This is a genomic window from Ferruginibacter paludis, assembly GCF_030409685.1.
In the GTDB taxonomy this organism is placed as follows: Bacteria; Bacteroidota; Bacteroidia; order Chitinophagales; family Chitinophagaceae; genus Ferruginibacter; species Ferruginibacter paludis.
Window position 1 is genome coordinate 794,296 of sequence record NZ_JAUFQJ010000004.1, and the last position, 13,090, is coordinate 807,385.

General features: G+C 41.8%; 13 protein-coding genes. 11 read left to right on the forward strand and 2 right to left on the reverse strand.

Annotated features, from left to right (window positions below; all coding sequences use genetic code 11):
* Positions 1 to 3: 3 nt before the first annotated feature.
* Together QWZ08_RS08925 and QWZ08_RS08930 are read left to right on the forward strand one after the other, a co-directional pair.
* On the forward strand, positions 4 to 3,132 hold the full coding sequence (locus QWZ08_RS08925) for a beta strand repeat-containing protein (protein WP_290337046.1): 3,129 nt from the start codon (positions 4 to 6) through the stop codon (positions 3,130 to 3,132).
* A gap of 6 nt (positions 3,133 to 3,138) precedes the next feature.
* Positions 3,139 to 3,510 (forward strand): hypothetical protein, encoded by a 372-nt coding sequence (locus tag QWZ08_RS08930; protein ID WP_290337047.1) that lies wholly within the window; start codon positions 3,139 to 3,141, stop codon positions 3,508 to 3,510.
* A gap of 240 nt (positions 3,511 to 3,750) precedes the next feature.
* Here QWZ08_RS08930 and QWZ08_RS08935 read toward each other — a convergent pair whose 3' ends face one another.
* On the reverse strand, positions 3,751 to 4,560 hold the full coding sequence (locus tag QWZ08_RS08935; protein WP_290337048.1) for a DUF4382 domain-containing protein: 810 nt from the start codon (positions 4,558 to 4,560) through the stop codon (positions 3,751 to 3,753).
* A 267-nt stretch (positions 4,561 to 4,827) separates the two neighbouring features.
* Between QWZ08_RS08935 and QWZ08_RS08940 the strand changes: the two genes are divergently transcribed.
* Both QWZ08_RS08940 and QWZ08_RS08945 read left to right on the forward strand, forming a co-directional pair.
* Complete coding sequence (locus QWZ08_RS08940; protein ID WP_290337049.1) at positions 4,828 to 5,316, forward strand: hypothetical protein; 489 nt, start codon at positions 4,828 to 4,830, stop codon at positions 5,314 to 5,316.
* Between the two features lie 64 nt (positions 5,317 to 5,380).
* Positions 5,381 to 5,773, forward strand: a complete 393-nt coding sequence (locus QWZ08_RS08945; protein WP_290337050.1) for a hypothetical protein — start codon at positions 5,381 to 5,383, stop codon at positions 5,771 to 5,773.
* A 28-nt stretch (positions 5,774 to 5,801) separates the two neighbouring features.
* Here QWZ08_RS08945 and QWZ08_RS08950 read toward each other — a convergent pair whose 3' ends face one another.
* Positions 5,802 to 6,086: a hypothetical protein gene (locus QWZ08_RS08950; protein WP_290337051.1), complete on the reverse strand. Its 285-nt coding sequence runs from the start codon at positions 6,084 to 6,086 to the stop codon at positions 5,802 to 5,804.
* Positions 6,087 to 6,279: 193 nt separating this feature from the next.
* Here QWZ08_RS08950 and QWZ08_RS08955 point away from each other — a divergent pair, with 193 nt between their 5' ends.
* From QWZ08_RS08955 to QWZ08_RS08985, 7 genes are all read left to right on the forward strand, one after another.
* Complete coding sequence (locus tag QWZ08_RS08955; RefSeq protein WP_290337052.1) at positions 6,280 to 6,912, forward strand: MgtC/SapB family protein; 633 nt, start codon at positions 6,280 to 6,282, stop codon at positions 6,910 to 6,912.
* A 29-nt stretch (positions 6,913 to 6,941) separates the two neighbouring features.
* Positions 6,942 to 7,295, forward strand: a complete 354-nt coding sequence (locus tag QWZ08_RS08960) for a hypothetical protein (protein ID WP_290337053.1) — start codon at positions 6,942 to 6,944, stop codon at positions 7,293 to 7,295.
* A 255-nt stretch (positions 7,296 to 7,550) separates the two neighbouring features.
* The gene (locus QWZ08_RS08965) at positions 7,551 to 7,913 is read left to right on the forward strand and encodes a BlaI/MecI/CopY family transcriptional regulator (protein ID WP_290337054.1); all 363 of its coding nucleotides are present in this window, start codon (positions 7,551 to 7,553) and stop codon (positions 7,911 to 7,913) included.
* Positions 7,910 to 9,985, forward strand: a complete 2,076-nt coding sequence (locus tag QWZ08_RS08970) for a M56 family metallopeptidase (RefSeq protein WP_290337055.1) — start codon at positions 7,910 to 7,912, stop codon at positions 9,983 to 9,985. The genes QWZ08_RS08965 and QWZ08_RS08970 overlap by 4 nt, the downstream gene beginning before the upstream one ends.
* A gap of 276 nt (positions 9,986 to 10,261) precedes the next feature.
* A complete protein-coding gene (locus QWZ08_RS08975) occupies positions 10,262 to 11,251 on the forward strand; it encodes a helix-turn-helix domain-containing protein (protein WP_290337056.1) in 990 nt (329 codons plus the stop codon).
* A 3-nt stretch (positions 11,252 to 11,254) separates the two neighbouring features.
* Positions 11,255 to 12,247 carry a helix-turn-helix domain-containing protein gene (locus QWZ08_RS08980; protein WP_290337057.1) on the forward strand — a complete coding sequence of 331 codons (993 nt, stop codon included), beginning with the start codon at positions 11,255 to 11,257 and terminating at the stop codon, positions 12,245 to 12,247.
* Between the two features lie 366 nt (positions 12,248 to 12,613).
* Positions 12,614 to 13,006 (forward strand): hypothetical protein, encoded by a 393-nt coding sequence (locus tag QWZ08_RS08985; RefSeq protein WP_290337058.1) that lies wholly within the window; start codon positions 12,614 to 12,616, stop codon positions 13,004 to 13,006.
* Positions 13,007 to 13,090 lie beyond the last annotated feature (84 nt).

A 13,090-nucleotide genomic window follows, 5' to 3' on the forward strand; every position in this document is an offset into this window, starting at 1 on the left:
ATTATGAAATTACTCTTCACATTACTCAGTACTTTGTTGTTATCAGCAGGGCTGTTGGCACAGGCACCCGGCCAGATCAATTACCAGGGGGTAGCCCGAAATTCTTTTGGCATTGTATTGCCTGACCAGTCTATATCTGTAAGACTGAATATTCATGACGGTAGCGCAAGCGGCCCGACTGTATATACTGAAACCCGGACGGTTAAGACAAACACTTTTGGTATGTTCACCATCGGTATTGGGGGTACAGGAGCCACCAGCAACAGTGGTACACTTGCAGCTGTAAACTGGGCCGGTGGCGGTGATAAATACCTGGAAGTGGAAATGGATCAAAAAGGTGGCAGTTCTTTTGTAAAAATGGGTTCTGCCCAATTGCTTAGCGTGCCCTATTCATTTTATGCAGCCAGTGCATTACCGGTAGGCCAGGCGGGCGGAAGTTTAACGGGCAACTATCCTAATCCTTCGGTTGCTGCAAATGCCATTACTGCTGCGCAGATAAAAGACAGTAGTATTTCCGGCGTTAAACTGGCCAGTGGCGTTTTGCCAACTTCTTTACCTCCATCAGGTAATGCAGGAGGCGATCTTAACGGAGCTTATCCAAACCCGGTTATTACTGCAAATGCGGTTACTAACGGTAAAATTGCAGACGGTGCGGTGGGTACAAGCAAAATTGCTGACAGTTCAGTAACGGGAGCCAAATTAGCAGCGGGTACATTACCATCAACCTTGCCTCCATCGGGTAGTGCAGGCGGTGATCTTAGCGGAACATATCCTAATCCCGTTGTAAATGCAAATTCAATTACAACAAGTAAAATAGCTGACGGTGCGGTGAGTTTAACCAAACTGGCACCAGGTGTTTTGCCTACTACTTTACCTCCATCAGGAACTGCAGCGGGTGATCTTACAGGAAGTTATCCTGCACCAACCATTGCAGCAGGTGCGGTGGGTACAACAAAAATTGCAGACGGATCTGTTACTGCTGCTAAATTAGCTCCAGGTGCTATTCCTGCAGCGTTGCCTCCAACAGGCAATGCGGGAGGTGATCTCAGCGGAACATATCCCAACCCGGTGATAAACACTGACGCTGTTACAACAACTAAAATTGCAGACGGATCTGTTACTGCTGCTAAATTGGCTGCCGGTACCATTCCAGCATCTTTGCCTCCAACGGGCAATGCGGGGGGTGATCTTAGCGGAACATATCCCAACCCGGTGATAAACACCGACGCTGTTACAACAACTAAAATTGCAGACGGATCTGTTACTGCCGCTAAATTAGCTCCAGGTGCTGTTCCTGCAACATTACCTCCAACAGGCAATGCGGGGGGTGATCTTAGCGGAACATATCCCAACCCGGTAATCAATGCGGATGCCATCACAAATAATAAAATTGCAGACGGTGCTGTTGGCTTATCAAAACTGGCAGCAGGCGTTTTACCAACCACTTTACCTCCTTCCGGAACTGCAGGCGGTGATCTTACAGGTACCTATCCTGCTCCAACAATTGCAGCAGGTGCTGTTGGCACAACTAAAATTGCAGATGGATCAATTACTGCCGCTAAATTAGCAAGCGGTATTTTTCCGCTGACACTGCCTCCCTCAGGGACTGCAGGCGGCGATCTTAGCGGTACCTATCCCAATCCGGTAATAAATGCGGATGCTGTCACCAGCACTAAAATTGCTGATGGTGCAATTACCTTAACCAAACTGGCAGCGGGTGTTTTGCCGGCCAGCTTACCTCCAAATGGTGCAGCCGGCGGAGATCTTAGCGGGACCTACCCTAACCCGGCCGTAATAAAATTACAGGGAAATACCATCAGCAATACTGCTCCAGCATTAGGTCAGGTATTAAAATATGACGGAACATCATGGGCGCCGGGAGCAGATGACGCGGGTGCATTTACCTTACCATACAGCTTTACCGGAAGCAATGCTGCTAATTTATTTTCTGTTACCAACAGTGGTTCAGCAACTGCGCTGGAAGGTGTAAACAGTTCGGCCGCACCTAAAGTGATCGGAATACTTGGTAAAATCAGCGCTACTGCTGCGGGCGATTCGTCAGCGGGCGTTCGCGGTATTACCTATAGCACCAATGCAAAAAGCATGGGTATCTGGGGATCGCACGGTGGCAGTGGCAAAGGTGTATATGGCACGTCCAAATCCGGAGAGGGTGTGAATGGCCAGGCCAGTTCAGGAATCGGTGTTTACGCATCCAGCAATTCCGGAACAGGTCTTTTTGCTACCAGCACTAATGGAACCGCAGCCCAGTTTGATATTTCAAATTCATCCAGCTCAAGCGATGCTTTGTTTTTAACAAACCAGGGATATGGCAATGGTCTCACCACTGTGGCCACTTTCGGTAATGGTATGCTCGGCATTGCAAATGACGCGGGAGGCCTTGCCTTAATGGGTATTAACAATAGCAGCGGTGACGCTATTCTGGGTTATACAGTTAGTGACTTTGGCAGCGGTGTAATTGGAAGAAATGATGGTAAATATGCGGGCGTGAAAGGAATTAACAGTGCAGATAACGGCGTAGCAATACTGGCACTTGCAAATAGCAACGGTACCGCCAACGGAACTGCACTGGTAGCGGAACTGGAAGGAAACCAAACCGGAAACACAGCAGTATTTGTTGCCGATGGAGCCAACGTTGCCCGCATAGATGAAACCGGTAAAGGTTTCTTTAACGGAGGTACGCAGGTAGGTGGCGCCGATGTGGCCGAATATTTCGATATAGAAGGCAACATCAATCAGTACGAGCCGGGTGATGTATTGGTGATTTCGCAGCAAACAGACCGTACTGTTGAAAAATCAACTACACCTTATTCCAATCTTATTTCAGGCGTATATGCAACCAAACCGGGATTGTCATTAACAGAAAAAAATGCGGAAAAAAACAGCTTAAAAAATATGGTACCAATGGGCGTAATTGGTGTACTGCCAACCAAGGTTTGCCTGGAAGGCGGCCGTATTAAAAGAGGAGACTTTATTGTAACGTCAAGCCTTGCCGGAGTTGCTATGAAAGGTGATCCTGAAAAAGTAAAAGTAGGGCAGGTTTTAGGAAAAGCACTACAGGATTTCAATAGTAATAGTGTTGGCAGTATCAATGTTTTGGTAAGTGTAAAATAATTTAAGATGAAAAGAAACAAATCTGTTTGTATAGTAGCGGTATTGGTTGTTTGGGCTAACTGCAGTTTCGCACAAAAAAGACTGGCGAGCGATAAACCCATCCAGTCTTTCTACTCTCAGAAAGTCCAGGCCGCATTAGATAAAAAGCAAACCGCACCAGGTGCCGCAGCTTTGGCAAAACCAGGGTTGACGAGCCAAAAATCCTCCCGGGAGCTGTCGATGATGTCACAAAAAAGCAATATCCGTTCTGAGGCTCATCCGAATAACAATCTGAGCCCCGAACAGAAGCGAAAACTATTGCCCAGCAATACAATAACAATGGCACAATTCAGCAGTCAATCGCTGAACAAAAGAAATAAGAACGGAAGTCAGTACTAAATACTTTATTTATTGTGAGGGTTTCAATGTAAAATATTGAGGCCCTTTTTTTATCAGTGGCACTTGCTCAACATGCTCACTTCGCTCCCCTATTTGGTGGCTTTTATAATTTCATCAGCACAATACTCGAAACATTTTACATCACAAATCCTAAAATGATTTGTGATGTGGTTCTACAGCATCAATAAAATAGCCGTCCCTCACTAAAGAGACGGCCATTTTTTTAGTTAACCAGGTAGCTCAATGTTGCAATTGAACCGAATCAACTATGGTCGTTTGTCCTAACACAACCAATGCATTTTTTTGTACCGTTTTATAAGTAGTGTCTGTAGGTATAAAAGACAACGTATAATCACCCGCCGGAACATCTTTCAGTAAGTACCCTCCGCTGGATGGATTGGTAAAGGCGGAAGCAATCGTATCAGTCCCACGAATGGCGATCACTGATGTTACCACCGAATCCGGAAGTACTGCTCCGCTGATATTGCCGCCTGACGGAACAAAAGACAGTACCCGAAGTACCGGCTTTAAAATAACATTGCTGCTGTTGCCGGCAAATACAATGGAGCGTGCCACATCAAAATCCAGTGCCAGCCGGTATAACACGCCTCCTGTTACATCCTGGTGCAACTGCACCTTTAACCCCGACTGCTGTGCACTCGGGGTTTTCAACATAATCTTATCACCCGCAGGAGTAACGATATAATTATTATCGCCCAGTATAAGCCGGATCTGGCTGATTGTGCCAGCTGGAATCAATGCGTCGGCCAGCAAGGTATCCTTGCCTCCCGTTAATTCAAGCAAGTTGTATACCCCTGCATGTACGCCATCCAGTATCACCGGACGGGCACTGTCACCAACAATTATTTCCACCTGCTTTATATCAACCCATACTTCCTTAATACCCACTGGAGGGTTATCAGATAGTGTTAGTTGTAAGCGGGGTTGGTCGCTGGAATTATTGCTGTTTTTACTACACGAAAAAATAAGTACGGAAGTGATAAACAGTACCGTAAAAAACATAAGCGTTCTTGTGAATGAAGTTTTCATAAATGAGTGTTTAAGAGGTTTATTTGCGACAGTAAGACAAATTCTATTCCATGTTTTATTTCTTAATGTATGTAAAATTTTCATCGTATAGCTCTCCTGCCTTTAGAACGCATTAAATTAATTAACCTGCCACTTATCATTACATACATTGTCCAAAACACGACACAGACGTTAGTTTTAGATGGTAAGCAGAAGAAAATAGTTACCTGTTACAATTAAACATTGCGCTAACTTTATTTGGTTTTTCAGTTAACTACCAAAGGCATTATGAAGCTTTCGATAACCACAGCACTTATTTTTATCATTACACTATTTTCCTGCCGGCAGTCGGGCAATAACCTGGCGTTGCAACAAAAAGTGGATAGCCTGCAACACCAGTTGGCAGCAACTTATAAACCTGGATTTGGTGAATTTATGTCGGGCATACAAGTGCATCATGCCAAGCTTTGGTTTGCCGGCAAAAACCAAAACTGGAAGTTGGCCGACTTTGAAATTAAGGAAATAGAGGAAGCGCTGGCCGGCATTCAGCAATATTGTACTGACAGGCCAGAATCGAAAAGTATAGGGATGTTGGATGGGGCAATTGATAGTTTAAACAGGGCCATAGAGCAAAAAAATATGGCACAATTTAAAAGCGGTTATTTATTGCTTACAGCAACCTGCAATAACTGTCACCGCAGCACTGCGCATGAATTTAATGTGATTACAATACCGGTGAACCCACCTTTTACCAACCAGGATTTTAAAGCACCATAACCATCCCGCATTGGTATTTTACAGGAACATAGCATGAACGCATACACACAATTTTAAACCAGTTATGATAGAACAAACAGAACTCATCGTTAACAAATGGTTGTACCAACCGCCGCTGAAATCACTGGATACAGGTGAACTGACCAGCTTGATTACACTGGACGTAATGAAAAAAAGAACGGCTGAAAAAAAGGGCCTGGCCTGCAGGTTTACCTGCGAATTTATTTTTGAAAAACAAACGCTGCTGGAATATGTTGCTGGTGATACTTACGTAATAGACCCCGGAGACGTAATTGATAAAAACGAATTGCGTACGATGGTGGCCAACTGCTACATGAAGTTTAAAGAAAAATTCGACCTCCGTAAGTTGGGTACTGTGCTTGAAAATAAAACACTGGTTGCATTTGATGAAAATAGGTACGACCTTGATCCGATATTATTGCTGCTGAATGAATAACGTCACTATCGGTATACAATTCAACCAGCTATAAAAAAGCGTTCACAATAGTTGCCCATTCTGTATCTAAATCTACAGCTGGCCTGCTTTTACCAGCACGACGGTACCAATAGTCCGCATTCCAATTGTCGCCCTCCTTTCTGTGCAGGTACGCGTGGATCCATGCGGCATTTTTATCTTCTATATCCTGTATTAATGTATGGGCTTTTTCCCAATTGCCTTTGGCATCATACCACAAGGCCTGTAAATAGGCTGACATATCGGGTGACGGTTCGTTTAAGTTGGTACTCAGTTTAAATGTTGCTGCAGTCATGTTTTCCATCCGAAGTTATAACTATAAAATTAAAGCATTTACCGTTTGCTTGTATGTTGCCAATTTTCGACAAGCCCTTCTTTTTTCTGCCTGCAGGCGGTCTGGCATTTTAAAACAAGCTATTGTTTTAACCATTGGATAGTTGAGTTAAATGCTATAAATAATAATTACATTTAAACTTTAAAACCGCTTTATGGAATTGTATTACGACGATGTTTTAAAAATAATTGTGTCCATGCTGGTAGGTCTGTTAATTGGTATTGAAAGAGAATACCGCAGCAAGCCGGCAGGGTTGCGTACATTGATGCTGGTATCTGTAGGCTCCTGCATTTTCACGATGCTGTCGCTTAAAATCGGCACGGCTAATCCTGACAGGCTGGCCGCCAACATTATTACCGGTATTGGCTTTTTAGGGGCAGGTGCCATTTTTAAAGATGATAACCGCATCAACGGATTAACTACTGCCACCACTATTTGGGTATGTGCGGCACTGGGCATGAGCGTTGGAGCCGGATATATTTTTCTGGCTTTTATTGGTGCATCAGCAGTGTTGTGCGTATTATCGCTGCTGGTATTTGCAGAACATTATATTGATACCCGCAGCACCACCCGCGACTACCGTATTGTATGTGCCTATACAGCCGATACGCTGGAAGCTTACGAAAAGATTTTCAGAACGGCCCACCTGAATGTCATCAGGGGAACACAAACCTTATCCCAACAAAATATAACCGGCCACTGGAAGTTAACCGGCAGCAAAGCCAGTCACGAAAACCTGATTAACATTTTATTAAAAGACCCGGCCATTAAAGAACTTGATTTTTAATTTTGATTGTTTAATTTTTATCTTTTTTTATGAGTAAAATTTGGTTGGCGAATCCCGAGGCTCATGATTTTCCGGCAGCAATTGATTACCTGGAATTGCTAATGCCACTAAAGGAAGCGACCGCGTTAGTGGAGGAATTAAAAAAAGTAAAAACAAAAAACAAAAAAGCAAAGGATATTTTAAGAGCCAGCGAACTTCCGCTTTTGCCTAAAGAAAATATCCATGTAACAGCCAACCTGGAAAAATTTAAAAACGGCAAAAAGTTGTCGCCCCTTTTACTAGTGAGGAGCGGCGGCAAGTTGATTATAGCCGATGGGTACCATCGCATTTGCGCCAGTTATTATTTGAGTGAAGACCTGGAAGTTCCCTGCAGAATTGTTTAAGCAGCTTCCGTATAACTTTAAAGTTCAAAACCTTCTTCCAAAAACGTGCAGCCATTTGTCTTATGCATTGTATCACCGCGTGAAAAAGTTTTGCAGCACCCTGCCATGTTTACGCTACTTCAGCAATTTTTATATCTCTTTAAAAGTTTTATTACACGCCTTTTTCCCCCACCATTCAAACTAATTTAATACCACTCCTAATAAATTAGTTTGTCTACTAACTAATTAGTAGTATCATTGTATAAAATTAGACACATGCTAAAACTGGCAAAAAGGGAAGAACAAATCATGCAGGTATTCTGGGATTTAAACAAGGCATTTATCAGGGAAATTATCCCATTGCTGCCCGACCCGAAACCACACTATAACAGCGTGGCAACCATTGTTAAAATACTGGAAGAAAAAGGATTTCTTGAAAGGGAAACGGCTGGTAACATGCATAGCTACTATCCTTTAATCGGAAGGGAAGAATATCAAAAATTTGCGCTGAAAGATATTGTCAGCCAGTATTTCGACAACTCCTATCCCCGCATGCTGGCCTTTTTTGCAAAGGAGCAAAAGCTCACCGAAAAACAACTGACTGAAATAGTAAACATCATTAAAAAAGACAACAAATGATTCCTTACATTTTGTATGCCGCACTTATTCTTACAGCCTGTCTTGTTTTTTATAAGCTGCTGTTACAAAAAGAAACTTTTTTCCGGTTAAACAGGTTTGTATTACTGGGCTGCATGTTGCTGGCCTTTGCTGTGCCCTTGCTGCATGTACCGCAACAAATGTCGTTTAGAAAAATGCCGGCGCAGGCAGACATAATAACTGCAACAACGCTCCAAAATACGGCTGTTCAGTTAACAGAAAAAAATGTGCCTGCACTGATTGAAAACGCAGAAAAGAACTCCTCCATCAATTTTCAACAGGTAATGCAATGGGCTGTTTATTTATATTGGTTTGGTGTTATTTTGTTTGCACTCAACTTTTTAATGCAGGCCGGTGTGTTGCTGTACAAAGCATATTCTAAACCGGTTATTCACGACGGCCCCTTTCGCATTGTAGAAATCAGTGGTGACAAAGCCCCCTGCTCTTTCGGCAACAATATTTTTATCAATCCCGAAAAATACGACTGGGAAACTTACAGTCAGGTGTTGCTGCACGAAAAAATACACATTGAACAAAAGCATACACTTGACCTACTGCTGGCGGAAATAGTGCTCATCTTTCAATGGTTTAATCCCTTTGCCTGGCAGTGGCGCAAAGAACTGGAAAACAACCTTGAATTTTTTACGGATGACACCTTACTGCAACAAGAGGCCGTAGAAAAAGAAAGCTACCAGATGAGCCTGCTAAAAGTGGCTGCGCCGCACTTTCCCTTGAGCCTTACAACAAATTATAATCAATCACTTCTAAAAAAACGATTACTCATGATGAACGCCAAAAAATCAAACGTGCATACAATCTGGAAATACTTTTTCCTGTTACCCCTCATGGTATTATTTGTATGTTTCTTTAACGAACCAATTGTCAACAGTCAAACCCTTTCATCAAAGGCAAAACCAGCTGCTAATCGGCGGCATGAGCATGGAATGAGAACTTCAGGCAGCTGGTTTGCTACCATAAAAGGTGACAAAGTAAGCATGCAGTTTAAAAGTGATGACGATGACAAATCAAACAACAACAATACCTTTCTCCTGAGCGAATTCAGTAGTCTTCCAAAAGGAACACAGGGCAATTTTACTTTAACACGTGAAGCTGGCACGATGGAATTTACCGGTAAATTTGAAGGCGACAATGGCATGGGTAAATACAAATTTGTAGCCAATAAAACTTACGGTGATGCCATGCAAAAAGAAGGCATCGTCATTACCGAAGATGATGGGGAACTGGTGTTCTTTTTATTAAACATAAAACAGTCCTATGTACAAATGCTGAAGAAAAATGGCTATAACGATCTGGACAAAGACAAACTGATTCCTTTGGCAGCCCTCGACATCAGCGAAGCGTATATTTCCTCCATAAAAGAAGCAGGCTTTAAAGACATCAGCCTGGATAACCTGGTTCCCTTCAAGGCATTGAACATCGATAAAACCTACATTGAAGAAATCCGCAAAGCGGGATATAAAAATCTTGATCCTGAAAAAGTAATCACTTTTAAGGCACAGGGTATTGATGGAAAATACATTGCCGATTTTAAAAGTTCAGCACAGGCTGAAAAAAATAATAACAGTAATGGTGATGATAAGGATGACGCAGTCATTGACAATAAAAATAAAAACACCGATAACAATAGTAAGAGTGATGATGGTTATGATGATGTCATCGCTTTTAAATCATTGAATATTGACAAAGATTTTATCAATTCTTTTAAAGAAGTGGGTTATAACAATTTGGCAAACCAGGACCTCATTGCGATGAAATCGCTGGGTGTTACGCCTGAATATGTCAAGGGATTTCACAACGCAGGGTTCAGTAATATTAAGCCTGATGACCTGGTTGCGTTGAAGTCTCAAAACATAACACCTGCGATGGTTAAAAACTACAAAGACCTGGGATTTGATAATGTAAGCCTGGAAGATATTGTTGGCGCAACTGCAACCGGTACTACTCCCTCTTTTATAAAATCAATGAGAGATAAAGGCCATAATATGAAAAGCCTTGACAAGTATATTGCGTTAAAGTCTGTGTTAGGCAATTAACAGAGAGACAGACCTCTACAAGTTTATCAAAACCAATTAACCAAAAAGTTTACACCCAAAGTGTAAACTTTTTTTAGATCTAACTTTAAAGAAAAATTATTTTTCGTTGTAAATTTAAAATCTATGAAAGAGTATATGTTCTGTATCAAATGCCCGCCCGTTAAAAAGAAGGAGGGAGCTACTGGATCCAACCGATAAAAATAAGACTGGTATGGCTTAACAACAGGCGAAGTTTTCGGGAAAGGCTGCTGTTTTTTTTATATATTGTACCAGCTTATGAGCTATCATTTTCAATATACCACCCTGGATGCATCCGCTATTTTCAAGCAATTAAAATCGGCCTATGGCATCAATGATACAGCAACCCGTATTGATGTACCGGCAGCATTGGGTGGCGGTTTTACCCAACACCTGCGCCTGCTCTCCGACATCGAAATATTGATCTCTGAATACGACTATGTACAAGACATTCTTTTTAAACACGAAGCTGAGCTAGCTAACAACCTGGTCTTATGGTTTGACATGGCGATTACTAATGGCCAGCAATTCAGCATTAACAATCAACGAAAGACGCTTGATTTGCCAGAGCAATTCAATGCCTATTTACTAAACAGCGCTTTTAGTTTTTCGCAACTCCGCAACAAAGGCACAAAGGGAAAATCAGTCATGATTTTTTTACCGCTGGTTTTAATGGAACAACTCTTTAATCCCGTTTACCTGCAGGAAGTGTTGAGCAATTATTATGCGGTGTTATGCAGGGGAATTGCCTTTGCCCAGCTCTCTGCTTCGCAGGAAAAAAAAGTAAACTCCGTTTTTTACCAGTGGCAGAAAAATAAAAATATGGTCAGCATTACCAAAAATATTCACCAGCTGGTAGAATGGTTTTTCATGACTTTTTTTAAAAAATTTGCCGATATGGATGAAACTGTTTCGGGGGAAGAAACTACCGATCTGCTGGCAATTGAAGATGCATTGAAACTACAGGTAGAATATGCCTCTCCTGACATTGAATCATTAAAAAAAATAACTGCTCTTCCTTTTTCACAAATTGAAAATAAGTTCAGAAAGCTGCACAATAAAACCTTGCACCAGTATTTCAAAGAACAAAAAATCCAACAGGGTATGTTGTACTTACGGGAGGGCAAACAGGTATCCGACGTGGCTTTTGAACTGGGGTATGCCAACCCAAGTAATTTCTCTTCTTCATTTAAAAAAATGTACGGACTTACGGCAGATGAATTCCGTAAGCAATTTCAAAATGATTAACCCATGACTATTTTCACTTACGACTTTAGTGACTATGAAAATTACTGTAAAGAATTTGCGGCTTTACTACAGGTTCCATATGAAAATAATACCGTTCGTTTTCCGGAAAAAATTGCCAGCGGCCAGGTTAAATTATTGTCTTTTCCCAACGGTCTGCAGGCCATCATACATGATTGTGTGCTTCACCAGGACTTCACCTGGCAGCGGATGGCTTCACTGCCGGAAATTTTTATATTAAGGGTGGATTATGTAGAAATCAAAACCGCACTGCAGGTAAACCTGGATGGTGAGGTGTTCAGGGACACATCTGATATCTACAGCAGTATTGTTTTAACCAGCTCGCGGTTTGGTTTGGATATCACCTTGAAAAAAGGGACCGTTTTAAAAACCGCTAATATTATCATCATGCCTGAATGGCTGAAAAAATACCTTCCTGCTGATGCTGTGAATTATTGGTTGCATGCCTTGCGTTCACTTAAATTAAAAGGGTTAAATATGGTGCCAATGGATTTTAATACAAGGCAATCGTTGTTTAGTATCATCAACATGCCCGCAAGTGACCCGGCTTATAATTTTAAAGCGCTTACAAGAGTATTTGAAATAACGGATTACTATTTTAAAAAAATAAATGTGCAGTTTAAGGAATGGGATCAGCAGCAAAAGCGTTTTGACGATATTGATAAAATTATTGAGCTGGATGTTTTTTTAACGCGTGATTTTAACCAGCCTGCCCCCACACTGGATGAGATGGCCACCAGTGTGCACATGAGCCCCAGTAAATTGAAAACACTTTTTAAAAAAACATACGGGCAGTCCATTTACGAGTATTTCAATGCCAGCCGGCTAAACCAGGCAAGGCACCTGCTGCTTGAAAATAATCTTTCCATTAAAGAGGTGGCCTGGCAAATGGGTTATTCTGCAGTGTCTAATTTTTCTGCTGCTTTTAAAAAGCAATTCCATATTTCGCCGGGAGAAATGTTAACTACGCCTTACTAAACTGTGGCCTGTAATATCCTTATAGATCATAATCCCCCTCTTTCTTTTACCCAACCGGCACATATTTGTCTTTTTTCATAAAAGATAAACCCTTTATCAGGTTGCAGCATCTTTTTTTCCGTCGCACCTTTGCACTCGCAATTAGGGCATTTATTGTGTAAGAAATACATAATACAATATCTCTGAAATTTCACTTCGTTTTTTCCGTAGCTATTAAGACAAGTTTACTTCTGTATGGGTTGCTATTTTAAGCGACCAGGTACGCCCCGGTTTTAGATATAATATCCTTTACGCCAACAGAAGACGCATTTCTTTTCAGCAATGCAAAGCCATCCGCCCTGGCGGATGGCTTTTAAAAATATGACTATGGCCCCTGTACGAAAAAAGATCTTTATTGCCGGTGCCGGCAAACCGATCGGCATCTCTTTGCTAAAACGTTTAAAAAATGAAAATGTAGCCATAACATCGCTGGTTACAAACTGGAAGGAACGCATCAGAATTTTCCGACTCTCAGATAAAACCGTTTGTGCCCCATTGTTTGAGCCAGTCAAATGGCAACAGTATATTAAAGAACATGATGTGCTGATATATTGTAACCAGGATTTCACCGGTGAGGAAAACAGCTATACAACCATCGATTTATCAGATGAATTGTTTTCCGATCTTGTCTCCATCCAACAGGCGATGCAGGTAAAAAGTTTTATGTACATGACTAATCTCGTAAAGGCCGATGAAGAGTTTCATTTTCTGGATAATTGAATAAAATACGTGCTCTTACAAGCAGCCTGTGCACAAGCCTGAATTACATAATTAAAGTGCTATGCCTTAGACTACCCGAAATAT

What these genes read in the sequence shown, in the direction of transcription:
- QWZ08_RS08945 (WP_290337050.1), top strand. Translation starts at nt 5,381, where the DNA reads ATGATAGAACAAACAGAACTCATCGTTAACAAATGGTTGTACCAACCG.
- QWZ08_RS08935 (WP_290337048.1), bottom strand. Translation starts at nt 4,560, where the DNA reads ATGAAAACTTCATTCACAAGAACGCTTATGTTTTTTACGGTACTGTTT.
- QWZ08_RS08980 (WP_290337057.1), top strand. Translation starts at nt 11,255, where the DNA reads ATGACTATTTTCACTTACGACTTTAGTGACTATGAAAATTACTGTAAA.
- QWZ08_RS08930 (WP_290337047.1), top strand. Translation starts at nt 3,139, where the DNA reads ATGAAAAGAAACAAATCTGTTTGTATAGTAGCGGTATTGGTTGTTTGG.
- QWZ08_RS08955 (WP_290337052.1), top strand. Translation starts at nt 6,280, where the DNA reads ATGGAATTGTATTACGACGATGTTTTAAAAATAATTGTGTCCATGCTG.
- QWZ08_RS08960 (WP_290337053.1), top strand. Translation starts at nt 6,942, where the DNA reads ATGAGTAAAATTTGGTTGGCGAATCCCGAGGCTCATGATTTTCCGGCA.
- QWZ08_RS08975 (WP_290337056.1), top strand. Translation starts at nt 10,262, where the DNA reads ATGAGCTATCATTTTCAATATACCACCCTGGATGCATCCGCTATTTTC.
- QWZ08_RS08940 (WP_290337049.1), top strand. Translation starts at nt 4,828, where the DNA reads ATGAAGCTTTCGATAACCACAGCACTTATTTTTATCATTACACTATTT.
- QWZ08_RS08925 (WP_290337046.1), top strand. Translation starts at nt 4, where the DNA reads ATGAAATTACTCTTCACATTACTCAGTACTTTGTTGTTATCAGCAGGG.
- QWZ08_RS08965 (WP_290337054.1), top strand. Translation starts at nt 7,551, where the DNA reads ATGCTAAAACTGGCAAAAAGGGAAGAACAAATCATGCAGGTATTCTGG.
- QWZ08_RS08970 (WP_290337055.1), top strand. Translation starts at nt 7,910, where the DNA reads ATGATTCCTTACATTTTGTATGCCGCACTTATTCTTACAGCCTGTCTT.
- QWZ08_RS08985 (WP_290337058.1), top strand. Translation starts at nt 12,614, where the DNA reads ATGGCCCCTGTACGAAAAAAGATCTTTATTGCCGGTGCCGGCAAACCG.
- QWZ08_RS08950 (WP_290337051.1), bottom strand. Translation starts at nt 6,086, where the DNA reads ATGACTGCAGCAACATTTAAACTGAGTACCAACTTAAACGAACCGTCA.